The organism is Psychrobacter glacincola (assembly GCF_904846215.1).
In the GTDB taxonomy this organism is placed as follows: domain Bacteria; phylum Pseudomonadota; class Gammaproteobacteria; order Pseudomonadales; family Moraxellaceae; genus Psychrobacter; species Psychrobacter glacincola.
On record NZ_CAJGZK010000015.1, the window covers coordinates 35,856 to 61,003 of the forward strand.

Consider the following 25,148-nt stretch of genomic DNA (forward strand, 5'->3'; position numbering starts at 1 on the left):
TAAAGCCATTAATGAGCAGCAGATTTATCCTTGTGGCGTATTTTATTCACTACGGTCAAAAGTGCAACGATAATCGCTCCAATGATAAAACCAATAACGCCATTTAGCAGCGCAGTGGTAAAGCTTTCAAAGATACCGGTCAGATGGGCAATATCTTCAACGCCCTGGTATAAAAATTTAACGCCATGCACTAAGATACCACCACCGACTAAGAACATCGCTAAGGTACCAGCGAGAGACAAAAACTTCATCAATTTAGGGGCTGCGGTAAATAAGACCTTACCGACCTTTTGGGTAAATGCGCCTTCTTTTTCCATCATATGCAAACCAACATCATCGATCTTGACGATACCTGCGACCAAGCCATAAATGCCGACGGTAATACTTATCGCTAAAATAGACAGCACCAAACTGCGCTCTAGCAAAGTTGCGCTAGCAGTTGCCCCCAGCGCAATCACAATAATTTCTGCTGATAAAATAAAATCGGTACGTACTGCCCCTTTGATTTTTTCTTTTTCAAAAGCGACCAAGTCTATCGTTTCATCAGCATTGGCTTTTCGACGGGCTTCTTGCTCTTCATCATGCGGCAAAGCATGCGGCCAAAAGCGATGAATGACTTTTTCAGCACCTTCATACACCAAAAACAACCCACCACACATCAATAAAAATGTAATTAATGGCGGGTAAATAGCACTAATGAGTATCGCTGCTGGCACCAAAATAAGCTTATTAATTAATGAGCCTTTGGCAACCGCCCAAACGACGGGAAGCTCACGATTTGCTTTGACGCCTGAGACTTGCTCAGCGTTAAGCGCTAAATCATCACCCAACACCCCGGCGGTTTTTTTGGCGGCAATTTTGGTCATGACTGAGACGTCATCCAATATCACACTGATATCATCGAGTAAGGTTAATAAACTGGCACCTGCCATAGTTGCTCCTTAAGCTAACATTGTTCAATAAGTAATTTTCAAATAACAGATGGCTCTTCATAAAATATGGCTCTGTCATAAACTATGCTCAGTCAAAAATATAGTACAACATATAGTCAAAATACTCTAAAACCGCTACGGTACTGCTGGTACAAATTTTTTGCAGCCTCTGTCTGCATGGGCACAGCAAGCAAGAAAAGTTGATACCAGCAGTACATAATGTGTCGATATTACTTTTCACTGACTATACAATGATAAGCAGTAGCCTACCTAGACTTAAAATGATATGAAATAGCACAAATGTATTTTATTTATATTTTTTTAACGAATAGCTACAAATTGTGTATTTAATAAGACGGTTATATAGGCTCTCGCGGTTATTTATAAAAATATGCTAATATAGGGCTGATTATTACTTATCTTTTATTATCAATAAACTGTAAAAAACGATTCAAATCTATCACCGCTTATCACTCTAGCTAGTTATCATTTTAGATCAAACTTCCACAAGTTACTTATTACCTTTTTGCTACCAAAATCTTGATTAGGCATGACCGCCTAAAGGAAAAACCCTATGTTCTTAGCGCCTTTTTCTAAAACCATACTCAACCGTGATAGATTCTCTCGCAGTCATCTCGCGCGCGTAATGAGTGCTGCTTTGCTGGTCATCGTAGCAGCTGGCTGCTCTAATAATGCCGCAGACGCGACCAGCAATACAGATCTTATTAATAGCACCAAAGCCAAGACCGGTACTGCTGCGGTCTCTAAGGAAAGTGATGCTAAGGTAGTGAAGTCGCTGCAAGCCAATTTAAAGGCCTCTGGTATTGAAGATACTATCCTCTCAGCGGTACCAACGGATATGGCTGGTATTTATTGGGTGACGGCTGAAGGATTGCCTTCTTTTTTTACGGATAAGGCAGGCAAGCATATTATTCAAGGGCAAATCATTGCTGTTGGTGCAAAAGCCCCTGTAGATATTAGCGCCGCGTTGGTAGCCAGTACCGCCCAAGAAGCGCTAAAAGCAGTCGACAAAAAAGACATGGTTATCTATCCAGCAAAAGGCGCGACTAAAGCAGTAATTTACGTCTTTACTGATGCAGATTGCGGTTATTGCCGTAAATTGCATGGAGAGATGAATGATATTAATGCACGTGGCATCGAGGTGCGTTATTTGGCATGGCCACGCAGCCAAGAATCGGTGCCAAAAATGGAAGCCATTTGGTGTAGTGAAGATCGTAAGGCGGCTATGGATCAGGGGAAAACAGGTGCCAACGTGCAAGCGCCTAGCTGTGCCAATCCTGTACAAGAACAAATGGCATTAGGTGCAAGACTTGGTGTGCGAGGCACGCCCGCTATCTTTACTGAAGCAGGACAGCAAGTAGGCGGCTATTTACCTGCGGCTCAATTGGCAGAAGCAGTTGGCGTTAACTAAAAATGGCCAGATATTTTAAGTATCTGTGATATCTGTGATATCCGTGACGGTGGCGACATTGTGTAGACGCCACAAGCGCTTGTCGGTATGATACGATAAAGCGCTAGGCAATAGCGCCGTATAAGCGCTTCTTTATGTTAGTGATTCTTGTGGTTTTAAATCCTTTCGTAGCAGCGTTTTTTATCCCACTATTTAATCTCTTGAGGATCCTGTGAGCAAATCCATCAAACTAGCGATACTTGGTTTAGGCACCGTCGGAACGGGTGTGGTCAATCTAATCAATGACAATTTAGATGAACTAAAACGTCGTAGCGGACGCGACATTGTGATTACCGAAGTTGGTGTTCGTCGTCAGCGTGATGATATCGATCCTAACATTATGCAAACCAGTGATTTGATGGCAACCGCTGCCAGTGACAATGTCGATATTGTCATCGAGTTGATTGGCGGTACGACCCTTGCCAGAGATGTCATTATGCACGCCATCAAAAATGGCAAACATGTCGTGACGGCCAATAAAGCACTACTGGCTGAGCATGGTAATGAGATTTTTGCCTTTGCTGAACAGCATAATGTCCATGTCGCCTATGAAGCAGCCGTAGCAGGCGGTATTCCGATTATTAAAGTCATGCGCGAAGGCTTGGCTGCCAATAAAATCGATTGGCTAGCGGGCATCATTAATGGTACAGGCAACTTTATCATGACAGAAATGCGTGATAAAGGTCGCCCGTTTGCTGATGTACTGAACGAGGCACAAGCACTTGGTTATGCTGAAGCTGACCCTACCTTTGATGTTGAAGGCATTGATGCCGCGCACAAGCTGGCACTACTTGCCTCTATCGCTTTTGGTATTCCATTACAGTTTGATAAAGTCTACTGTGAAGGCATCACCGGTATTACTTTGCAGGACGTCAATTACGCTGAAGAGCTTGGTTATCGTATCAAACACTTAGGTTTTGCGGTTCGCCGTGCAGGCAATGGCAGCGGAGACGACAGCGCTGGTATTGAGCTGCGTGTACACCCAACGCTGATTCCACAAAACGCTTTGCTTGCCAATGTTAATGGCGTCAAAAATGCCGTATTGGTAAACTCTCACCCTCTAGGGCAAACGCTATATTGCGGTGACGGCGCTGGTGCCGGTGCGACGGCTTCTGCGGTGATGGCAGATGTGATGGATTTGGTGCGTGTGTTGGGATGTAAAGATGCTGACCAACAAAACAGCAATGGTCATCATGTGCCGCACTTAGCTTTTATCCCTGAAAAGTTATCAGATACGCCGATATTGCGCGCTGAACAGATGATTAGCGGATATTACCTACGGGTACATGCCTATGACAGTCCTGGGGTGTTGGCAGATATCACCCGTATCTTGAGTGATGCCGGTATCAATATCGATGCTATTTTGCAAAAACCTGCGCATAAACTTGGGCAAGTTCCGGTGATTATCCTGACGCTGCCAGTGGTTGAGGCTCAGATGAATCTTGCCATCGAAAAAATTGAGAAGCTAGACACCATTACTGATAAAGTGGTACGCATACGCTTAGATGAGCTGACGTAAATATATGCTTTAATCAGTCAAATATTTTGGATCAAAATACCTAAAAAAGGAAACAACGATGTCACATGATGCAATTGTAATTTTAAACGGCGCTCGTACCCCAATGGGCGGCTTTCAGGGCGCACTGACCGACATAAGTGCCACAGACTTAGGCGCAGCGGCTATCAAAGCGGCTGTTGAGCGTTCGGGTGTTACTGTCGATAAGATTGATGAAGTCATTATGGGCTGTATCTTAACCGCAGGTTTGGGTCAAGGTCCTGCGCGTCAAGCCATGCGCAAAGCCGGCTTGACTGATGCAACGGGCGCAGTTACCATCAATAAGCTGTGTGGCTCAGGTCTAAAAGCAGTTATGCAAGCTCACGACGGTATCAAAGCGGGCAGCTTTAATGTCGCCGTTGCGGGCGGTATGGAGTCGATGACCAATGCGCCTTACATCATGCCAGGTTCGCGTGGTGGCTACCGTATGGGACATAAAGAAATCAAAGATCATATGTTCTTAGATGGTCTAGAAGATGCCGATACCGGCAAGCTGATGGGTCAATTTGCGCAAGAAATGGCAAATGAAAAAGGCTATACCCGTGAGCAAATGGATGATTTTGCTATTGAGTCATTAAACCGTGCGCTTACCGCTATCAAAGATGGTCATTTCGAAGATGAGATTACGCCAGTCACGTTTAAGACCCGTAAAGGTGAGGAAACGGTTGATACCGATGAGCAGCCTGCCCTAGCCAATGCTGAGCGTATTCCTACTTTGCGTCCTGCCTTTGCCAAAGACGGTACTATCACAGCGGCAAACGCTAGCTCTATCTCAGACGGCGCGGCAGCGGTTGTGTTGATGAAAGAGTCGCAAGCCAAGGAAGAAGGGCTAGCGTATCAAGCGCGTATCATTGCGACTGCCTCTAACTCTCGTCACCCAAGCGAATTTACCATCGCCCCTGTTGGTGCGATTAAGAAAGTATTGGCAAATGCCGGCTGGTCAGTGGCTGATGTCGATTTATGGGAAATCAATGAAGCATTCGCCATGGTCACTATGGCAGCGATGGATGAGTTAAATATCGAACATGTTAAAGTGAACATTGAAGGCGGTGCCTGTGCGCTTGGTCATCCAGTTGGCTGTTCAGGTGCTCGTATCTTGGTTACGCTTATCAACTCTCTAAAGCGTACCGGTGGCAAAAAAGGCGTTGCTACCCTATGTATCGGTGGCGGTGAAGCGGTAGCAGTGGCGATTGAGCTTGCTTAAGCTATTTTAAAATGAGTTGTATAACATAAATTTTTGGCTTATCTTTAGAATTGAAAACCGCATCGCTGTGAGCAATGCGGTTTTTTTATGTCCAAATATTACCAACAATCTATTTATAGTCAAGATACTCTAGAAACGCTACGGTCTACGGTCTATGGTCTACGGTACTGCTGGTACAAGTTTTTTGCAGCCTCTGTCGGCTAGCTACAGCAAGCAAGAAAAATTGATATCAGCAGTACATAATGTGTTGATATTACTTTTCATTGACTATAGGTGTATTTGCGTAAGAATGCTTTAACTTAAGATTATATAGTGATTGTGCCGTTTACAGCCTATTACACAGGATTACGCCAAGCGAACACTTTGCTACCTTGCTCATATATCTCGTGCAAAATTGTCCTGTTAGGATAATAACAAGTCGAGATAGCGACTGGCTATAATAAATGCTATTGCTTAAAGCGTTCATCGAACAACAGTCTATCTAATAACCGTTCATCTAATAACATTAACAAACCATTTTATAAAAAGAAATTTACTCATACAAAAGGAAGATAATAATGAGCCAACTTATTCGTTTAAGAGACATTCAAGCAACGCACCGTGACCTGATCGGTGATGACTATTATGACCCAACTGGCAAGACTGCTTTTGGCGTCAATGAAGAAAAAATCGGTAAAATCGAAGGTGCATTGGTAGAAGACACCACTGGTCGTATCCGCTACTTAATCGTCGATGCAGGCGGCTGGTTTAGCTCAAAAGAAGTATTGGTACCAGCGGGCTTGGCACGTATCGTCGGTGATGACGTATTCTTCGATAGCTTGACTAAATCGCAAGTCGAAGCGATGGAAGTTTATGACCATGACTACCAATATAGCTACAAAGAACAGTATGAAAGAGACCGTCAGGCATTTGTCGCTGACAGCATTCCAGAAGCTGAGCGTATGGAGATTGCCGACCATAATTACAATGCGCCAGATACGCTGGAGCTGTTAGAAGAGCGTTTGAGCGTCAATAAAGATCGCATTGTGGCAGGTTTGGTAAAAGTCGGTAAGCACGTCGTTACTGAAGAGCGTGACGTCAATATTGACTTAGAAGAAGAGCATGCCAATATTGAACGCACCAATGTCAATCGTCCAACTGACCGCCGTATTGGTGATGTCAATGGTAATGAAACTATCGAAGTTGAGCTAGAAGCTGAACGTGCTCGCGTCAGCAAAGAAACTTACGTTACGGAAGAAGTAAACGTTGGTAAAACGACAGAGCATCGAACTGAAACGATCGTAGAAACCATTCAACGTGAAGAGTTAGATATCGATAATGATGGCAACGTGATTGATCGTGATGGTAATTTATTTAGCCGTGATGATATCACTGCTGATGATGTACGCCGCGCTCGTGGTATGTAATATGCTAGGCATTCGTATGGTTTTATAATCTGAATGGTATTTGTGGTTTTGTTATATACTATTTAAATCAATACCATTTAAGTCAACACCATTTAAATCAATACTATACGACAGCCATTAGTAACTGAGTGATTTACTCAGTAAATAAGATCAGAGCTCGTCTCTGGTCTTTTTTTATATACAATAATAAGGGAAATGACCATGAATGCTAATAATGAAAATAACTATCCTAATACCAACTATCCTGATTTTACCGCGAATACCGCGAGCGGCACGCCAGATGATTTAACCTCATCTGAGCTATCGTTACCTGACGATAGTCAGAAGCAAGCGATAACAGACAATCACAAGAGTAGTCTTTTAGAAAATCTAACAGCGACTGATAACAGTAATGGTGGTTATCTAGAATTATTAGAAGAGCGCCCAGTGGTCAATAAAGAGCGCTTGGATGTGGGTAAAGTAACCGTCACCAAGCATTTTCGAACCAAAACCATTCAAGTACCTATTGAGCTGGTAGAAGAGTACATCACAGTACGCACTGATTATCAGGATAGCGAAAGTCAGGATTTATTATCAGGGAACTATGATGATAAAGACATAGTGCGTCATCTGGAGCCATCATTAGATAGTAAAGCCGTCGTCACTATCAATGGCACGCAAGTTGAGATTGGTGATGCGCCCATTGAGATTGTTTTATCGCGTCAAATCGCAACCATTACCAAAGACACTTACGTTATCCAAGAAGTAGCCATTGAAAAAACCACGCATACGCATACTGACAGTATCGAGGTCGAACTTAAACATGAAGAACTCGACGTGACTGAGGAAGGGTTTTTGGCACATGAGCAAAATACGGCTCATAAAAGATAAGCTGTTGAATTTTAAATTTTCTGGAAATCAGAAGCAAAAAAAGCAACGAGAACGTTGCTTTTTTTATATTAACTTATCTATAAACGTTATAGCTATTATTGGGTCTTTTTACATTCATAAGTACTTATATTTGCGGCATCTGTACCAGCAGTCCGTATCACACCCGTTTCGCGATCTTGATGAGCGACGCGCCACTGTATAGAGCCTGCCGTACCATCGATAGCCGTTGCGCCCTCAAATACTTCAGGATTGCTGGCATCGTTGGTTTTTGTCAACGTGACAGTGCCTTTGGCAGTTGCAAGCACCACTTGGCTATCGGCATCTTTATAGGTCGCTTCGACCTCTAGTTCAGGAGAGCACAAATACGTTATCTGATTGACGCCAGTATTGACCGTAGCCACGGTATCATCTGCGACTTCACTAGCGGGGGCATCTACGACCACATCGCTTGGCTCGGCAGGTTCAGCAGACATGGGCACCGCCTGCTCTTCGCTGATGCTCTCTTCTAGGCTGGGCTCTGTTTCTTGCTTTGGCTGACAGGCAGTCACAGACAAGGCTCCTGCCAATAATGCCGTAACAACTAAAGAGTGACGCCACTGTTTTAATAATGCTACATTCATCATGCTCTCCCAAATAATTATGCTAAACACTATAGCGTGTCCACAAATGCGCGCCTACGTTGAATTTGTAAGTAATCAATACAAGGTATAGTCAAAATACTCTAAAAACGCTACTGCTGGTACAAATTTTTTGCAGCCTCTGTCTGCATGGGCACAGCAAGCAAGAAAAATTGATACCAGTAGTACATAATGTGTCGATATTACTTTTCACTGACTATAGATGATAATGTTATTAAGCCATACATTGTTTAGCCCATAAAAAAGTCCCTATCTATTCCGATAAGGACTTTTTGATCAAGGAATTTTTGATCAAGGAATTTTTGATCAAGGAATTTTGGTCAGCTCATTTTAGATTTTACCATGACATTGCTTGTACTTAAGTGCGGAACCACATGGGCATGGGGCGTTACGGCTGATGTTCATACCAGCGTACGGGTCTGCATCATTGCCACTGCCCGCCATAGCACCTGCTACGCCAGCACCAGTAGCAGCGCCAACGACATTATGGCTTTGCACTGCCGCTCTTTCCAAACCGCCATCCATATTATCGATATCACTGTGCTCAAACTGCATTTGCATATGGGCTGCATTTTCACGTTGCTGAACCTCCAACGCCTCTAGCTCTTCTTTGGTTGGGATATGCACACGTGATAAGTCTTGTACCGTTTCAGACTTGATCGCACCTAGCATCATCTGGAACAGCTCAAATGACTCACGTTTATACTCTTGCTCAGGGTTTTTTTGCGCATAACCACGCAGATGAATGCCTTTACGCAGCTGATCCATCTGGGTTAAATGCTCTTTCCAATGCTTATCTAGACTCTGAAGCATAAAATGACGTTCAAGCTGGGCAGCATCTTTTTCGCCCATTTGCTCACGGCGACTGTGATAACGATCTAAGGCAGTTTGGATGACTTTGGCACGTAACCCTTCTTCATCCAAACGGCGATCTTCATCAAGCCAATCATTAATGGGCATTGCAATCTTAAATTCATTTTCAAGCTCATCCTCTAACCCATCAACATTCCATTGGTCATCGATAGAGCCTGGCGGAATAAACTGGTTAATCATGGCATTATAGACTTCTTGATGCATGATTTTAATGGCCTCTAACAAATCCATCTCTGCCAACAAATCATCACGCTGACCATAGATAACCTTACGTTGATCATTGGCCACGTCATCATACTTAAGCAAGTTCTTACGCGCATCAAAATCGCGGCTTTCTACTTTACCTTGAGCATTTTCAATCGATTTTGAGACCATCTTATGCTCAATGGCTTCATCTTCTTTTAGACCCATGGCACGCATCATATTCACGACGCGGTCACCGGCGAAGATACGCATCAAGTCATCTTCGAGTGATAAGAAGAAACGCGACATTCCAGGGTCACCTTGACGACCCGCACGACCACGCAGCTGGTTATCAATACGGCGTGATTCATGACGCTCAGAACCGACGATATGGAGACCACCAGCCGCAACGACTTGGTCATGCTTGATTTGCCATTGGGCTTTTAGACGCTGCATTTCTTCGGGGCTGACCGAATCAATATCTTCAATAAATGACTGCCAGTTACCGCCAAGGATAATATCGGTACCACGACCTGCCATGTTAGTGGCAATCGTGACCGATTTTGGGCTACCTGCCTGCGCGATGATTTCTGCTTCACGCTCATGCTGCTTGGCATTTAAAACGTTATGCTTGACGCCTTCTTGGTCTAGCAGATAAGACAATTCTTCACTGGCTTCAATCGTTGCCGTACCGACCAATACTGGCGCGCCTTTGGCTTGAATCTCTTGAATCTCGCGGATGATGCCTTTATATTTGCCTAACTTGGTTAAGAAAATTTGGTCATCCATATCAATACGAGCAATCGGCTCATGCGTTGGAATCACAATGACGTCTAAGTCATACGTTGATTTAAATTCTGCCGCTTCGGTATCAGCGGTACCTGTCATACCAGATAGCTTGTCATAGAGACGGAAAAAGTTCTGGAACGTCGTGGTTGCAAGTGTTTGGTTTTCGGCTTGGATCTCGACGTTTTCTTTGGCTTCAACGGCTTGATGCAGACCTTCTGACCAGCGGCGACCCGGCATGGTACGCCCGGTGTTTTCATCAACGATAACCACTTCGCCATCATCGACGATATAGTGGATGTTTTTGACAAAGACATGGTGGGCGCGAATCGCAGCTTGTACGTGAGCCAATAATGGCAAACGACTTGGGCTATAAAGACTTTCGTTTTCGCCAAGCTCACCGACTTCGATTAAGAAGCGCTCAATTTTCTCATAGCCTTTTTCGCTAATCTCAATTTGGCGATTTTTCTCATCAATCCAGAAATCTTCTTCTTCATTATTCTTATTGGCCTCTTCGTCTTTTGAGCGAATCAGCACGGGGATAATGGTATTAATGAGCGCATACATACGCGATGAATCTTCAGCTTGACCCGAGATAATCAGCGGCGTACGGGCTTCATCAATTAAGATCGAGTCAATTTCATCGATGATACAGAAGTTTAATGGACGCTGCTTTTTCTCTTTTAAACTAAAGACCATGTTATCGCGCAGATAATCAAAACCGTACTCGTTATTGGTACCGTAAGTGATATCGGCTTGATAAGCATCGACTTTTTCTTGGGGCGGTTGCTGCGAGTAAATCACCCCGACTGTCATGCCCAAAAAGCCAAATAAGGGACGGTTCAATTCCGCATCACGTGCCGCCAAATAATCATTGACCGTCACCAAATGCACGCCTTTACCACTGATGGCATTCAAATACATCGCCAAGGTACCCATCAAGGTTTTACCCTCACCGGTCTTCATCTCAGCTATTTTGCCTTCGTGTAAGGTGATACCACCGATCAGCTGCACATCATAGTGACGCATACCAGTGACACGCAGCGACGCTTCACGGCAAACCGCAAACGCTTCTGGCAATAAGGCATCTAGACTTTCACCATCTTGGTGTCTTGCTTTAAATTCTGCTGTTTTTTGTTGTAATTGTTCATCAGATAGGGCTTGTATTGCAGCCTCGTATGCGTTGATTTTGCTGACCACTTTGCGCATGCGCTTGAGTTCACGCTCATTTTTGGTGCCAACGACACTGCCTATAATCTTTGATAACATAATTTTTTGACCTATGGAAATATTCGATAATTAGTGCGAATTAGCCAACGTTTTGCTCGTCGCCTTTTCATCATCTGGCTCAGTGCGACACAATGAAGTATCGCCTAATGAAGTATCGCCCAATTCAGTGTGACGTCATTATATATGGTTATGACGGCAATGGATACAAGGGCAGTAAGTAGATATTTGTCGACGTAAAAACACAGTAGGACGTGTTAAAATAGTGCTTATAAGCTTAGATTATTTAAGAAAGACAAAAGCAATATAAGAGATCCCGCATGCCAGTCAAACCCTCTGCTCAAACCAATAAGACCATAAAATCGACTTCAAAAAACACTTCAAAATCTGTGATAGAGGCTTCTGACTCATTGGTCATAGGTGACGCCATCTATCACTTGGCAGATCATACACCGATGATGGTGCAATATCTGACTATGAAGGTCAACTATCCACAAGCGCTGCTGCTATACCGGATGGGCGATTTTTATGAGTTATTTTTTGATGATGCCAAGCGTGCTGCTCAAATATTGGACATCACCTTGACTCGCCGTGGTACGGATAAAGCAGGCAACACCATTGCCATGGCAGGCGTACCATTTCATGCTGCAGATAGTTATATGGCACGGCTGATTGCGGCTGGGCAGACGGTAGTAGTCTGTGAGCAAATTGACGAAACCTTTAATGATAATAGCACTAGCAATGCGAATAATCCGTCCAATACACCTACGATGGGCGACAAGCAAAAGAAAGATACCAGTAAATCGGCAGCTGGCAGTATTATGCGCCGTGAAGTGGTCAAAACGCTGACGGCAGGGACGATTACCGATGATGCACTCATTGCGCCCAATCATACCCCGACTGTCGTCGCTATTGATATCGAAATCCCTAAATCGAACAGTAAACAATCGTTGCAAGCAGCCATTAGTCAAATGGATTTAGCTGCGGGCACGTTGACGACGCAATGCCTAACAGCAGATAACAATGATATAGAAGGTTTACAAACTCAAATGCTGACGGTGTTAGCGCGCTTCGCCCCGAGCGAATGTATCATTAGCGAAGCGCTGAGTGGCAGTAATGGTAATAACAATAGTAACGGAGAAGACTGGCTACTTTGGCTACGTCAAAATCTTGACTGCCCTATTATCGAAGTGGCTGCCAATGACTTTCATCGTGACCATGCCAGCGAAACTTTGTGCCAACAATTTGAGGTGCAACGTCTCGATGGTTTAGGTATTAGCAATGCGCCATTAGCGCAATCTAGCTGTGCAGCATTGATACATTATGCACGGCAAACTCAGCAACGCCATGTGCCACAAGTCAATCAGCTTATCGTCGAATATAGTGGCGATTATCTGATCATTGATGCCAATAGTCAGCAAAATCTTGAGCTATTTACGCCTGTTAGTAGTAACGGTACGTCTTTAATATCCGTACTCAATCATTGTCAAACGCCAATGGGACGACGCTTACTGGTGCAGCAGATGAAGCGTCCGCTGCGTCAGCATGCGCGTATTAATTTGCGCTTAGATGCCATCACCAGTCTTTTGCAGACGGACAAGCACTCAACACCGTCTGAACAAAAATTAGAAAGTAACTCATTAGTACAAAATATACGTGAAACCTTAAATGCCATTGGTGATATTGAGCGTATCAGTAGCCGTATCGGGCTGATGAGCGCTAAGCCTCGCGACTTACGTAAACTTGCCGATGGTATCGCCAGTAGCACCGAACTTGCTAGGCTATTAATGAAGTTTGGTATTAGCCATGAGCGGGCAGGACTGTTACCAATGCTGATGCAGCAATTACCCAATCAGTTACCTGCGGTACAATCCGTAGCCGAGCTGATTGAGCGTGCCATTATCGCAGAACCACCTGCCCATATCCGCGATGGCGGCATGATTGCCGCTGGCTACGATGAAGAGTTTGATCGGCTCACTCATCTGCATGACAATATCCAAACGACATTAGATGAGATGCTAGAGCGTGCTCGTCAAGAGAGCCAATTGCCTAGCCTCAAAGTTGGCTTTAATAAAGTCAGCGGTTTTTATTTTGAATTACCAAAAATGCAGGCAAAAAATGCACCGGCACACTTTATCAGACGGCAGACGCTAAAGAGCAGCGAGCGCTTTATTACTGATGAGTTAAAAAAGGTCGAGACTGAGTATCTCAGCGCGCAGACCTTAGCATTAACTCGCGAAAAGCAGCTATATAATGAGCTATTAACCATATTAGGTAGCCATTTAGCCGAACTGCAACAACTGAGCGCAGCTATTGCGCAAATAGATGTTCTCAGCAATTGGGCACAGCTCGCCGTGACTTATCACTGGCAACGCCCAGTAATGAGTAATGAACCCAAAGACAATAATCAATCGAAAGATGACAGCCAAACCAGTATCAATATCAAAGCAGGTCGCCATGTGGTAGTCGAAGCGGTATTAAATCCAATCAATATCCAAAACACCATTAATAAAAGCAACAATCCTCAACCTGCGAGCCATTTTGTCGCCAATGATTGCGCGTTAGGCAGTAATGCAAATCCTGAGCGATTATTAATGATTACCGGCCCTAATATGGGTGGCAAATCTACTTATATGCGCCAAACAGCACTGATTGTCCTACTGGCTCATTGCGGCAGCTTTGTCCCAGCAAGTAGTTCTTATATTGGTGATATCGACCGTATCTTTACCCGTATTGGCTCAGCCGACGACTTAGCAGGTGGTAAATCAACCTTTATGGTAGAGATGATTGAAACCGCTAATATCCTCAATCAAGCGACGAATAAATCGCTCGTGCTCATGGATGAGGTTGGGCGCGGTACAGCAACGACAGACGGGCTAGCGATTGCTCATGCTTGTGTCAATCGACTGCTAGAGATTGGCTGCCTGACATTATTTGCCACCCATTACTTTGAGCTGACGCAATTGGCAGAAAACACCAATAATATTCACAGCAACATCCGCAATGTCCATGTTGCTGCCAGCGAAATCGACGGTCAACTGTTACTACTACATCAAATCCGCGAGGGTGCTGCAAGCTCCAGTTTTGGATTACATGTGGCTAAAATGGCTGGTATTCCGACACAAGTGCTCAATGATGCCAAGCGCTATTTAGTAGACAACTTAAAAATAGACACCCTAAAAGCAGAAAATGAAAAAGTTGTTATTGATAAAGTTGATGACAAAAATGAATTAGCTAAGTCAGTAAAGGATAAACGCCATCAGACTTATAGTGACGGAACAAAACAAGCAAACGACAGCAGCTATAATCAAACCAAAAATATAAATGATAATCCACAGCAAAATCAGCTGTTTAGCTTACAAGACGAGCTAAACGCCATTGATCCTGATAGCCTAACGCCCAAGCAAGCGCATGACTTGATATATCAGCTTAAGAAAATCATTAGTCATTAAAGGGAATTGTCAAATAGTGGTAAAAGCGCTAAAATATGCCTAATTTTCCACTATTCTATTTTGCCCCAATCCAATAACAGGTAGACATTACTATGACCTTTGTCGTTACAGATAACTGCATTCTTTGCAAATACACCGACTGTGTGGAAGTCTGTCCTGTGGACTGCTTTTATGAAGGACCGAACTTCCTCGTCATCGATCCTGATGAGTGCATCGACTGCGCGCTATGCGAGCCTGAATGCCCTGCCAATGCGATCTTCTCAGAAGATGAAGTGCCAAAAGGCCAAGAGATGTTCACTGAGCTGAATGCTGAGCTGGCACAAAAGTGGCCAAACATTACTGAGATGAAAGGTCAATTGCCAGAATCTGAAAAGTGGGATGGTGTGGAAGGTAAGATTCAGTATTTAGAAAAGTAGGTTTAAATTTCAATAAAGTATGATTAACGAAAAAGGCTGAAGTCATCACTTCAGCCTTTTTCGTTATCTAGTCATATGGGGCGATTGAAAACTCGCTTATCTATATTTTAATTTTCAAATAATTAGTAAGCACCTCGGCATGAGCTAGGTAAGTACTTGGCAGGAATGGTCGTACCATCTGCTACTGAACCACAGCGCCAGCCTGCAATAGTTTTGCCACCATCCGTGATACCCACTAATGCATTGCTACCAGTTTGAATGGGTGCAAGCGTCAATGCATTACTTGTAGCAGTTAACGCTGTTAAATTAGCTTCATCAGCCAAAACAGTAATAATACCATCAATGCTCACCGAAACACTCTTTACATATTTCGTAGGGACAAAGTGGTCACAAGCACTCGCTAAAGCTATAGACACGTCTACTGCTGATGAAGGTTGCACAACATCTACTACAGATATCCGGCAAGAATTAGCTGCCGATATTGCTTCTAAGGCTTTGGTTTTGGTGATGTAGTCTTGATAAGTAGGTAACGCGACCGCAGAGAGAACGCCAACAATAACGATCACTATCATCAGCTCGATTAAAGTGAAGCCAGATTGAGAATTAGTCTCATTGTTTTGTATAAACAATAACATGATATTTAGCTTAGTTATGAATGGCAATTCTAATATTGCATATATCATGCCAATGTAAACATAATCACAACCTCTATTTTTTTAGGTTATAGTCATCATTTGCGCTTAATGTACCGTTCATCTTACATGAACTATTTATTAGTCTGTTTCTTTTAGTGTAGACAAAGTCTCATTATTAATTTGCCTTCTTTGTTTATCGAAAACCCATCCCCACTTATTAAAATATTTGACAGCCGAGATAATATGCGCTTTGAGTAAGGCTTTGTTTTTATAAGACGCTTGCTGATGCTCATGGATGACGCAAGCACTGGGCACGTAGAGCACACCAAATCTCACAGCACACCGACGTGATAGGTCCATATCTTCCATATACATAAAATAGCGTTCATCGAACCCGCCTAACGCTAGTAAGCATTTAGATTTAAACAGCATAAAGCTGCCAGACACACTCGGTACAGGAGCTGGCTTATTCAATGTCAGATGTACCGTCAAGGTTTTGAGCAGATATTTATCATCAAGCCTATCGGAGAAGTACTGAGGTAAAAAACGTCTGGCAAATAGGTTAAGTGGTGTAGGCAGTAGTCGTTGACCGTACTGGTCTGTGCCGTCAGGGTAGATTATCTTCGGTGAATAGAGCCCTGCTGATGATGACTTCGCGACTTCAAGCAATTTCTCTAACTCTTTAGGGTCAAAGTCGATATCTGGATTACAGATGAGGAAGTAATCACTTAAACGGGTATATTTACGTATAGCTAAATTATGACCATAGCCAAAGCCGCCATTTCTCTCAGCTTTAATATAGGCTATTTTGGTATGGCCTAAATGATCCGCCCAGTTGCATCCACCATTGTCCACTAGTATGACTTTATCTACGCTATCGGTGTGCAGTAAGCTGTCTAGCGTGGTTTGGATGTCTGCTAGGGTATGCTGGTAGAGGACTAAGGAAACATACATTTATAAAAGCCTGTCTATCGGATAAACTTTAACCATAGAAGTTTTCAATAACAAATAAAATCTAAATTTAGTCATTTTACTATTCAAAATTATCCATAATCTGATAAAAATATTAGATTCAATAAATTTGAAATAATCACTAAACACAACATCACTAGATTTAGAAAAATTATCTCGATGAAAATTGTAGAAACTTACTTTTGAATTTTTTGATTCAGGTAATACAATGTAGCTTTTATTATTAAGTATAATATTCAACTTAGATAGCAAAGTATTTTCTCTAACCCCTATTATATTATTTTCATGAATTCTGTATAGCATCAATGGCTTGTATAAAAATAAGACTTCTCCAAAAGCATGCGCAGTTAAAGCGACTATCTCATCATGAATATAGAAATCTGGCGTGTAATTTAGCAGCTTTTCTTTAAGAACCTTATTAAATAATGTAGATGAGCCTTGATACCCACCGTTATGAAATATAAAGTCTTTAAAAGATAAATATAAGTAAGGATAAAGAGTATCTGATACTATCTTAGATTCTTTCTGACTATATATGTATGCATCACAAAAAACTATATTTGGTAGGTCTTTATTAATCCATTTCTCTGACTTCTTCAATAACAACTCTAGCTTACAGTCTAACCATACATCATCTTGGTCACAAAATATTGCAAAATCTGCTTTCGAGTACGGTAGTAAACGCCAAAAATTCTTAGCCGCACTTTTAACAGGTTTTTTAAAATCAATAATATGTAGCCTATCGTCGTTAGACATAATTGATTTGATTATGTCTATGGTATTGTCTGTAGAGCCATCATCGGCTACATATAAATTCCAATTTTTATGAGTTTGAGCGAGCAACGAATATATCTGTTGAGATATATATTTTTCGCCATTATAGGTTGCTAGTAGAATGTCGATGTTATGTGAAGTCAAAAAGAAGCCTCAATGATATTTTATTTTTAAAATGACTTAATTTTATTTAAGATCAACCTTAAGAAGTGTTTTGATAAAATCAAATTAATAAAATTTAACTTGCTAAATTTTAGTATCTTTTTAAGTATATCCCAAGAAAAATAAATATTATATTTTTTACTTATATTCCTAAAATCTATATAGTTATTCATAGGATTTTTAAATAAAATATTATCATATAAATTAGATAAAAACCTTTCTTTTACTTTGTCAAAACCATGTACTTCAAATATTTTTGAATTTAGCTCATTGAGGAAGCTGTCACTTGGAGTTGTCGTCAATAGCTCCAAGGCTTCTTCAGCTGTGTTTCGTTTGACAAGCTCTAAAGGTGTATAGCCATAAAATTTGGTTTGAAGCCCTATACAAGGTTTACCATGTAAAAACTGCTCTACAAACGCTGTGCCACCAGGCATTGGATAGCTGTCGATATAGAAGTCTGTATCCTCAGATAATTTAATGTATTCATCATAAGGTAGCGAGGAATGAAACCTTACTCTGTTTGGATATTCCTTCTTTAATTTTTTAAAAAAAGGATTAAATTCTATACCAGAACTTATGATAGAAACTCGATTTTTAGAGTTCATAGTGAGGATTTCATCAAGTAAGGGTATCATAGTTGCATCATCTTCGAGTTCATACTTATTGCTTGATGCAGCCGTTAAAAACCTATTTCCATCAGGGTTATAGTTATAGTTCACTTTTTCAAAAAAACTACTTTTTGGTTTGTTTATTGGAATACCTAAAAAGCTAATTTTAGTCTCTGATAGTATTCCTCTAAACTTATCTAATTGATGACCGCTTAAGCTAATTTCATACCATATATCAGAGACTGTTACGCCATAAGTTGCTATATGATCGGCGTGATTTACAAAATAGACTTGGAGCTCTTTATTCAATTTTTTAGCGATATCGCAAGCTATGACGGTATGCAGATCATCTGGATGGATATTTAATATTACTTTATTATATTTGACAATTTCTTTCGCTAATCTATTAATATAATTGACATTATTCTTGTTATTAAAACAAGTTATTATTTGCTCAAAATATCTTTCAAATCTTGTTATCACACTTTGTTCAGTTGGTCTTGTGACGAGTAAGGTAGGTCTGCTAGGTATCATTTGACTTAGGTTTTCCATCAAACGAGTATGACCTCCTGTCGCATACCCTTCAGATATAACGAAAAGAGCGCTGTCGTAGGTTTTTCCTTCAAATTCAACCAATATACCATTCGTTTTATCAAATTTTTTAATCAAAGCTCTTTCAATATCGGTCACATTGAGGTCGTAGTAGTCGCTAGCATTTATATCTCTAATTAAAGAAGCTGCTAATTCTATACTTTGATGAATTTCAGAATTAAATATTAGGTTTTTTATCTCTTCTACTTCTTTCATTTTTAAATCTTTCCATTCTCAAAATACTTCAAGTTGTCATTTAAATTTTCGTTTACTAAATTATCTTAAATTTATATAGCTCTAAACACTAGAAACCCCATCAAAACCCAATATATAGCATAATTGACCATATACGCTATCGCTACGCCTTCAAATGCAAAATACTCTGAAAACAAGTAAGTGAGTACTAGCAATGAGACGGTAAATAAAATCTCAGTAATAATAAACAGCTTAGTCATTGCTCGACCAAGCATTAAGTAAGCCAGTATCCAACTTCCTATCTTTAGGACATCACCTATAAGTTGCCATAAGAATATCTCATCCATAGGGAAAAAAGAGCGAGTGAATAGTACCGTAATGATTTCAAATCTAAATATATAGACGAGCGTGCTACTGATTATAGCAAACGGTAAGATGAACTTATAACCTAGTATCACCTCTGCGATGACTTCATGCTTGTCTTTTATCTCCGACAGCCTAGGCAAATAATAGACCCCAAGTGTCGTAGTCACGAGCATGAGATAGCCGCCGCTCAGTCGGGTCATCGCATCCCAATAGCCTGCATAGTCCACACCGAATTTACTAATGACATGATTGCGGATGAGTATCTGCGATACAGGTACACACATCGCACTGACCAATGCCATCGCGGCATAATTTAAAAAATTTCTTGAGACTTTTTTATCTATCTTGCCAAACAGATACGCTACTTTGAACCAAGGAGAGCGTACACATAATGCAAAAGTCACCAAGAATGAAATCGACTGATAGACGGACAAGGCAATCAACGCGCCAAGTAGCTGATACTTAATGACAAGTATAGCGGTCACGACTAGAGAAAACACGCTACCTGATATACTAGCAACGACCAGCTTTTTGATTTCTTTTTTGCCATTTAAGATAGCCAAAAATAGCGTATTAAAAGTAAAGAATATCAGCGATAAGGCAAACCAGACAAATACGGATTGATAAGCTAAGCTCTGAAATAGATAAATCGACAAAGGCTTTTGGAATACCAAAATAATGACAGTCAGTAGTAAGCTGAACAGTAAGACAATCGTGCCAGCCGTTTGCCATACGAGGATTTGCCGTCGTTCATCATCGTAATACTCTGCCGTATATTTGACGACTGCTGTATGAATAGCGCCACCTGCGAAGCTGATGATGATCTGAATGAAGTTTTGAAACTGTCCGATGGCGGCATATCCAGACGGTCCTACGTATACCGCAAGTATTTTATTCAAAATAAAGGAGATTGCCGTTCTGACCAAAACGGCAATGCCATTCAAAAGGCTGGTCGATAGCAGTTTCAATTTAGAAGGTAAAGCTATTACAGGCGCTTACTACCTTTTGGGTATCTTCAAGCGATTGGATAGGGCTAATAGGTAGGCTCAATACCTCAGCATGGATCTGCTCTGTAAGCGGTAAAGACAGGTCTTTCCATTGTTGGTAAGCCGTCTGCTTGTGCGGAGGAACAGGATAATGTATCAGTGTTTGAATACCTTGTTCGGTAAGATAAGCTTGAAGCTTATCTCTGCTAGCATGCCTGACAACGAATAAATGCCAGACATGACTCTCTTGGTTAGCAGATACTGTAGGTAACTGAATTGAGGGATTGTCGATATGGTTTAGGTAGTACTGCGCTATGCACCGTCGCTTATCTACCTCATCATTAATATGTTTTAACTTCACATTTAGCATAGCCGCTTGTATTTCATCTAGGCGGCTATTTACGCCCTGAAAGAGATTTTTATACTTCTCATGTGAGCCATAATTGCGTAGCGCGCGCAGAGTATCAGCTAGCTCGCTATCATTCGTCGTGATCGCTCCTGCATCGCCCAATGCGCCTAGGTTTTTGCCGGGATAAAAGCTAAATCCTGACGCATCACCCCAGCTTCCTGCTCTCTGACCATTTAGACTGGCCCCATGAGCTTGGGCTGCGTCCTCCAGCACTAACAGATTGTGACGCTTGGCTATATCCATGATAGCTGGCATATCAGCCAACTGACCGTATAGATACACAGGCAGTATCACTTTGGTCTTATCTGTAATAGATGCTTCAATATTATCAGGATTTATATTGTAGGTGGCGATATCAGGCTCGACCAATACAGGGATTATATTATTTTCTGTTATGGCTAATATACTCGCGATATAGGTATTGGCAGGGACGATGACTTCATCGCCTTCTTTAAGTTTACCCATTTCTATCCACGCTCGTAACACTAAAGTCAGAGCGTCAAGTCCATTCGCGACACCGATGGCAAATTGAGTACCGCAATAGTCAGCGAAATCCTGCTCAAACTGCGCTAGCTCTTGACCGCCAATATACCATCCCGAATCTATGACCCGAGTACAGGCCTCGATAAGCTCATCACGATATTGAGCATTAATTGCTTTGAGATCGAGGAAAAGAATCATCGCTATCTATCACAGTATGAGACTATATATATTTCTCCTGATATATCTGGATACCTTTCACCCATATCCATAAAGGCATCAAGCATTTCTTCTGACCAGTCGGCTTCAATTTGTCCGTTTGAGAGTGGTTTCAACCAATATCCACCAAATATAGATATTGGTAAGTTAGCCTTAATGAATACGCTTCGAAATGACTCTGGATTAAAAACACGTTGATGCCCATGATGTATATCAAGAGAGTTAAGAGAGTATTCGTTTTCAAGAATACCCATTATAACTGCTGCCTGCCTATGAATAGATCTAGCATTTGGAACAGCAGCAAAAATTAAACCGTCTGTTTTAAGAAATTTCTTAATATGAGATAAGACAAATACAGGGTCATCAACATGCTCTAGAACATGACCTAGAATAATATTGTCAAACTTTCTATCGCAATCAAAATCTTCAAAATACGAATTGAATACTTCCACGTTTGGAAGTTTTTTCTTCAGCTGCTCACAAAATATTGAAGAACCTTCTACGACTGCAACATCATCAAAAAAATTGACAATTTTCTCAGTCATCAGACCTTCAGCACAACCTAGCTCAAGGACAGAACCTTTTTTTGCAAATCGCATGAAAATATCGAATGATTTATATAGGCTAGTATTCCCTGCTGGTGTGGTGAAAAGGCTCTTTTCTGCTATCGAATCTAAATTATTATCCATTTCATGCTACCTCTAATTATTATATTACTTTGAGCAAATCGCTAATCCATAAACTATATTTTTAATTCTATAATATCTTTTAAAATGACGTCAGGATTATATTCTCTTAACTTCATTTCTGACATACATCCACTCAATACTGCGCAGGTGTTAATATTTATTTCCTTACCTGTCATGATATCGTGCCCAGTATCACCGATCATCCAATCTACTTTACTGAATTTCAAACCACTATTTCTAAGTAGCTCAGCCTTTGTAAATTTTTGCTCAGTGACAAAAACATCTTCAAATAAATGTAGTATCGATAGTCTAGCTAATTGCTTATTGACTTGTGAAGTAGATTGCCTAGCCGTGCAAACATAAATTGTATGCTCTTGACTTACTTTTTCCAAAAACGCTGAAGCACCATTTATTATAGTGTCCCTTTCTAGGTAGAAATCAGTTTCTATCTTATGCATCCAGCTGTCTAGAAAAGATATTACATCATCGTCACTATAATCAAATTTTTCTCTCACAATATCTTGATTGCTTTTACCTATAAACTTTAAGCTCCAATAGTCTGAAAAGCTCATATCTCTACTGTCAACAAGGTCGCAAAAAAGCTCGTAAACTCTTTTCCTCGAACATAATAATGTTCCATCAAGATCAAAGATTAAATTCATTTTTTTCTCTAATATATTCGTACTCAATTTTTAGACCTTCGGACAAATCGGTTTCTTTTTCTAAAAGAGTACTTGTTAATAGGCGATTGTCAAAAACGAGGTTTCTTTTTTGGTGGTTAGACTCTCTATAATTAACTATTACAATTTTTCCACTTATCGCAATTATTTTTTGTAGAAGGTGTTTTATCGATACAGCATTACCCGAAACAACATTAATACTTTCATATTCAACATTGGTTTCAAGAGCGTTAATTATGGCTTGAACGACATCTTGAACAAAAATAAAACTGCGTAAATCACTGCCGTCACCCCAAAGTTCTACAGGCTTGCCTTGTAAGATATTACTAATAGTAATAGGCATTACTTTTTTGTACTTCTCTTCGCCTGGTCCATATACGTGCCCAATGCGTAAGTTTAAACTTTCTAATTTTCTTTCTCTTGCAAAAGCGTGCACCATTGCTTCACAATATAGTTTAGATAAACCATACAAACTTACCGGCTCTATAAGAGAGTCTTCGGATAAAATCTCTGATGTGGCTTTATAAACATCAATAGTACTTAAGTTAATTATTCTCTTTAATTTTTTATAATCGAAAGAAAGCAATTCTTGTGTGAACTCTAAGTTCTCATAACATTTTTTCATATCATCGGATTTCTGTCTATCTTTTGGTATAAATGCTCCAGCATGAATGATATGAGTAATATCGTCAAATTGATCACTATGCAAACCGAAATTTTGGATTGTGTTGTAAATAATGCAATTTATATTTGGAATTTGTATTGAAGTTAGAGCTACTACTGATTCCTTACCTAGTATTTTAGTAAGCTGGCTCAATATATGACTACCTATGAAGCCTGAAGCACCTGTTAACATGACTTTCATCAGAAAATAATCTCACTTTCAATATTTCTTTTTGCTACTAATTTTGGCTCAACATCCATAGCACGTACCCACATTAAATTATCTTTTAGGGGGTTTATTGTCCCCATCTCAATTTTAGGATGCTCATCTAAAGCTAATTTTTTAAAAATTTCAGGAAAATTAACACCAGCTTCTGTAAAAAATCTCACTGTGGTGAAAAATCTAGATATATTGATTTCTGTAGGATTAGGAACGCCTTTACTGTCGTAAGCCATATCCACACCGAAAATACCATGTGGCTTATCGCTTATTGCCTCAATAGCACTAATTGCGACCTTGCTAATCTTTTCATCAGAAACAGTTACACCTACTTTAGTTACGCCCGTCACACCTGAAATAGCTCTACTTCCATGCGTCCACCCTTCTCTTGCACGTGCTTGAGCAACTACCAATTTACCTCTGTGCCAAATAGATAACCAAGTTACTGTTCTTGATGTTAGCATTTCTGCTGCTATAAACTCACCCCAACCTTCATAATGATCTATCCATGCTTTAGCGAGATTATAGTCACTAGTAGGCAGCGCTCCCTTCCCACCACCACCTATACCACTATCTCTTAACCAAATTTTACCTACCCTGTCGCTCAACTTCTCAAAAGCTTCCTTAAGGTCATCTTCAGTATTTATAACTATATTCTTAGGTACTACAATACCTGCATCTGTAAAGGCTTGATAAGACTTATATTTATGCACACACGTATCAATCACTGAATGCTCAGGCATAAATATCTTAGTACCAGTCGCTTTTATATCCTCTCTTATCAAGGATGCGTGATAAATCTCCAAATCATTTTGAAAATGAACGAGATCAGGTTTTTCTCTATTTAATATCTCTAAAAGTCTATCTTTATATTCTGCGGTATTAGCATAAGGAATATAATATTTTTTGTGTGCTTTCGATAATATTAAATCCGTTGGCTCAGATCCCATTCCAACAATGTAGTTATCAGAGTTTTTAAGCAAAGAAAAAATAACGCCTTCAGTTGGAGCTCCGCCAGCACCTGCGATTAATATTTTCTTCATTACCTTGTCACCTTCAAAAACTCACCATAATCACGAATATAATCACTCTCGTCATAATGCTCATTGGCTAATACCAGCAATACACAATCTGCTGAGAAGTCATGCATTTCACGCCACATCATACTATCTATGAGTAGCCCTTTATCTGGACTGTCCAAGACGACTTGCTCTTTAATGTAGCCATTATCTAAGACGACACGGCAACTGCCTTTTAGACAGACCATAACCTGTGACAGATCTTTATGAGCGTGCAGACCTCTTACCACGCCTGACTTGGTATCGAAAATATAATAGACACGCTTAATCTCAAAAGGGATGTTTTTATGGCTTTCAAGAGCGACTAGGCTACCTCTATCATCACCCTTGGATTGAAATGCTATGAAATTGGCTAATGTCATTATAGTTACTCAGTACTGATCAAAAAAAACTAATTTGATTATTAT

21 protein-coding genes are annotated in these 25,148 nt (G+C 40.8%); 7 read left to right on the plus strand and 14 right to left on the minus strand.

The genetic code is table 11. The features are described 5' to 3' along the window. Positions 1-8 precede the first annotated feature (8 nt). Entirely contained in the window at positions 9-932 is a 924-nt protein-coding gene (locus JMW90_RS09445; protein WP_201563537.1) for a DUF808 domain-containing protein, read from the minus strand. A 574-nt stretch (positions 933-1,506) separates the two neighbouring features. Between JMW90_RS09445 and JMW90_RS09450 the strand changes: the two genes are divergently transcribed. The 5 genes from JMW90_RS09450 (at position 1,507) to JMW90_RS09470 (ending at position 7,438) form a co-directional block, all read left to right on the plus strand. Beyond that, on the plus strand, positions 1,507-2,364 hold the full coding sequence (locus tag JMW90_RS09450; RefSeq protein WP_201563539.1) for a DsbC family protein: 858 nt from the start codon (positions 1,507-1,509) through the stop codon (positions 2,362-2,364). Between the two features lie 211 nt (positions 2,365-2,575). Beyond that, positions 2,576-3,922, plus strand: coding sequence for a homoserine dehydrogenase (locus JMW90_RS09455; protein ID WP_201563541.1), 1,347 nt, complete (start codon positions 2,576-2,578; stop codon positions 3,920-3,922). Positions 3,923-3,980: 58 nt separating this feature from the next. Beyond that, positions 3,981-5,162 carry a thiolase family protein gene (locus tag JMW90_RS09460; RefSeq protein WP_201563543.1) on the plus strand — a complete coding sequence of 394 codons (1,182 nt, stop codon included), beginning with the start codon at positions 3,981-3,983 and terminating at the stop codon, positions 5,160-5,162. 557 nt (positions 5,163-5,719) lie between these two features. Further along, the gene (locus tag JMW90_RS09465; protein WP_201563545.1) at positions 5,720-6,568 is read left to right on the plus strand and encodes a DUF2382 domain-containing protein; all 849 of its coding nucleotides are present in this window, start codon (positions 5,720-5,722) and stop codon (positions 6,566-6,568) included. A gap of 201 nt (positions 6,569-6,769) precedes the next feature. Next, positions 6,770-7,438: a YsnF/AvaK domain-containing protein gene (locus tag JMW90_RS09470; RefSeq protein ID WP_201563547.1), complete on the plus strand. Its 669-nt coding sequence runs from the start codon at positions 6,770-6,772 to the stop codon at positions 7,436-7,438. Between the two features lie 95 nt (positions 7,439-7,533). Here JMW90_RS09470 and JMW90_RS09475 read toward each other — a convergent pair whose 3' ends face one another. Both JMW90_RS09475 and secA read right to left on the minus strand, forming a co-directional pair. Next, complete coding sequence (locus tag JMW90_RS09475; protein WP_227691926.1) at positions 7,534-8,061, minus strand: hypothetical protein; 528 nt, start codon at positions 8,059-8,061, stop codon at positions 7,534-7,536. A gap of 345 nt (positions 8,062-8,406) precedes the next feature. Further along, positions 8,407-11,187: a preprotein translocase subunit SecA gene (gene secA / locus JMW90_RS09480; protein WP_201563549.1), complete on the minus strand. Its 2,781-nt coding sequence runs from the start codon at positions 11,185-11,187 to the stop codon at positions 8,407-8,409. Between the two features lie 278 nt (positions 11,188-11,465). Between secA and mutS the strand changes: the two genes are divergently transcribed. Together mutS and fdxA are read left to right on the plus strand one after the other, a co-directional pair. Further along, complete coding sequence (gene mutS / locus JMW90_RS09485) at positions 11,466-14,597, plus strand: DNA mismatch repair protein MutS (RefSeq protein ID WP_201563551.1); 3,132 nt, start codon at positions 11,466-11,468, stop codon at positions 14,595-14,597. 92 nt (positions 14,598-14,689) lie between these two features. Further along, the gene (fdxA, locus tag JMW90_RS09490; protein WP_201563553.1) at positions 14,690-15,013 is read left to right on the plus strand and encodes a ferredoxin FdxA; all 324 of its coding nucleotides are present in this window, start codon (positions 14,690-14,692) and stop codon (positions 15,011-15,013) included. A gap of 122 nt (positions 15,014-15,135) precedes the next feature. On the opposite strand, the gene JMW90_RS09495 is transcribed toward fdxA, so the two are convergent. The 11 genes from JMW90_RS09495 to JMW90_RS09545 all read right to left on the minus strand — a co-directional run bounded on the left by JMW90_RS09495 (position 15,136) and on the right by JMW90_RS09545 (position 25,103). Continuing rightward, a complete protein-coding gene (locus tag JMW90_RS09495; RefSeq protein WP_201563555.1) occupies positions 15,136-15,648 on the minus strand; it encodes a pilin in 513 nt (170 codons plus the stop codon). 138 nt (positions 15,649-15,786) lie between these two features. Next, a complete protein-coding gene (locus JMW90_RS09500) occupies positions 15,787-16,602 on the minus strand; it encodes a glycosyltransferase (RefSeq protein ID WP_201563557.1) in 816 nt (271 codons plus the stop codon). Beyond that, positions 16,603-17,538, minus strand: a complete 936-nt coding sequence (locus tag JMW90_RS09505) for a glycosyltransferase family 2 protein (RefSeq protein ID WP_201563559.1) — start codon at positions 17,536-17,538, stop codon at positions 16,603-16,605. 26 nt (positions 17,539-17,564) lie between these two features. After that, positions 17,565-18,971, minus strand: a complete 1,407-nt coding sequence (locus JMW90_RS09510) for a hypothetical protein (RefSeq protein WP_201563561.1) — start codon at positions 18,969-18,971, stop codon at positions 17,565-17,567. Positions 18,972-19,042: 71 nt separating this feature from the next. Further along, positions 19,043-20,284 carry an O-antigen translocase gene (locus tag JMW90_RS09515; RefSeq protein WP_201563563.1) on the minus strand — a complete coding sequence of 414 codons (1,242 nt, stop codon included), beginning with the start codon at positions 20,282-20,284 and terminating at the stop codon, positions 19,043-19,045. Between the two features lies 1 nt (position 20,285). Continuing rightward, entirely contained in the window at positions 20,286-21,392 is a 1,107-nt protein-coding gene (locus JMW90_RS09520) for a DegT/DnrJ/EryC1/StrS family aminotransferase (RefSeq protein WP_201563565.1), read from the minus strand. 2 nt (positions 21,393-21,394) lie between these two features. Then, positions 21,395-22,099: a class I SAM-dependent methyltransferase gene (locus JMW90_RS09525; protein WP_201563567.1), complete on the minus strand. Its 705-nt coding sequence runs from the start codon at positions 22,097-22,099 to the stop codon at positions 21,395-21,397. A gap of 53 nt (positions 22,100-22,152) precedes the next feature. Next, positions 22,153-22,761, minus strand: coding sequence for an HAD family hydrolase (locus JMW90_RS09530; protein WP_201563569.1), 609 nt, complete (start codon positions 22,759-22,761; stop codon positions 22,153-22,155). Continuing rightward, entirely contained in the window at positions 22,745-23,635 is an 891-nt protein-coding gene (locus JMW90_RS09535) for an NAD-dependent epimerase/dehydratase family protein (protein WP_227691927.1), read from the minus strand. The genes JMW90_RS09530 and JMW90_RS09535 overlap by 17 nt, the downstream gene beginning before the upstream one ends. Positions 23,636-23,643: 8 nt before the next feature. Beyond that, complete coding sequence (locus tag JMW90_RS09540) at positions 23,644-24,705, minus strand: ATP-grasp domain-containing protein (RefSeq protein WP_201563573.1); 1,062 nt, start codon at positions 24,703-24,705, stop codon at positions 23,644-23,646. Further along, positions 24,705-25,103: a sugar 3,4-ketoisomerase gene (locus tag JMW90_RS09545; protein WP_201563575.1), complete on the minus strand. Its 399-nt coding sequence runs from the start codon at positions 25,101-25,103 to the stop codon at positions 24,705-24,707. Before JMW90_RS09545 ends, JMW90_RS09540 begins: the two co-directional genes overlap by 1 nt. Positions 25,104-25,148 lie beyond the last annotated feature (45 nt).

Coding starts and splice junctions, on each gene's coding strand:
- JMW90_RS09445 (WP_201563537.1), bottom strand. CDS start 932: ATGGCAGGTGCCAGTTTATTAACCTTACTCGATGATATCAGTGTGATA.
- JMW90_RS09450 (WP_201563539.1), top strand. CDS start 1,507: ATGTTCTTAGCGCCTTTTTCTAAAACCATACTCAACCGTGATAGATTC.
- JMW90_RS09460 (WP_201563543.1), top strand. CDS start 3,981: ATGTCACATGATGCAATTGTAATTTTAAACGGCGCTCGTACCCCAATG.
- JMW90_RS09465 (WP_201563545.1), top strand. CDS start 5,720: ATGAGCCAACTTATTCGTTTAAGAGACATTCAAGCAACGCACCGTGAC.
- JMW90_RS09470 (WP_201563547.1), top strand. CDS start 6,770: ATGAATGCTAATAATGAAAATAACTATCCTAATACCAACTATCCTGAT.
- JMW90_RS09475 (WP_227691926.1), bottom strand. CDS start 8,061: ATGATGAATGTAGCATTATTAAAACAGTGGCGTCACTCTTTAGTTGTT.
- secA (WP_201563549.1), bottom strand. CDS start 11,187: ATGTTATCAAAGATTATAGGCAGTGTCGTTGGCACCAAAAATGAGCGT.
- mutS (WP_201563551.1), top strand. CDS start 11,466: ATGCCAGTCAAACCCTCTGCTCAAACCAATAAGACCATAAAATCGACT.
- fdxA (WP_201563553.1), top strand. CDS start 14,690: ATGACCTTTGTCGTTACAGATAACTGCATTCTTTGCAAATACACCGAC.
- JMW90_RS09495 (WP_201563555.1), bottom strand. CDS start 15,648: ATGTTATTGTTTATACAAAACAATGAGACTAATTCTCAATCTGGCTTC.
- JMW90_RS09500 (WP_201563557.1), bottom strand. CDS start 16,602: ATGTATGTTTCCTTAGTCCTCTACCAGCATACCCTAGCAGACATCCAA.
- JMW90_RS09510 (WP_201563561.1), bottom strand. CDS start 18,971: ATGAAAGAAGTAGAAGAGATAAAAAACCTAATATTTAATTCTGAAATT.
- JMW90_RS09520 (WP_201563565.1), bottom strand. CDS start 21,392: ATGATTCTTTTCCTCGATCTCAAAGCAATTAATGCTCAATATCGTGAT.
- JMW90_RS09525 (WP_201563567.1), bottom strand. CDS start 22,099: ATGGATAATAATTTAGATTCGATAGCAGAAAAGAGCCTTTTCACCACA.
- JMW90_RS09530 (WP_201563569.1), bottom strand. CDS start 22,761: ATGAATTTAATCTTTGATCTTGATGGAACATTATTATGTTCGAGGAAA.
- JMW90_RS09535 (WP_227691927.1), bottom strand. CDS start 23,635: ATGTTAACAGGTGCTTCAGGCTTCATAGGTAGTCATATATTGAGCCAG.
- JMW90_RS09540 (WP_201563573.1), bottom strand. CDS start 24,705: ATGAAGAAAATATTAATCGCAGGTGCTGGCGGAGCTCCAACTGAAGGC.
- JMW90_RS09545 (WP_201563575.1), bottom strand. CDS start 25,103: ATGACATTAGCCAATTTCATAGCATTTCAATCCAAGGGTGATGATAGA.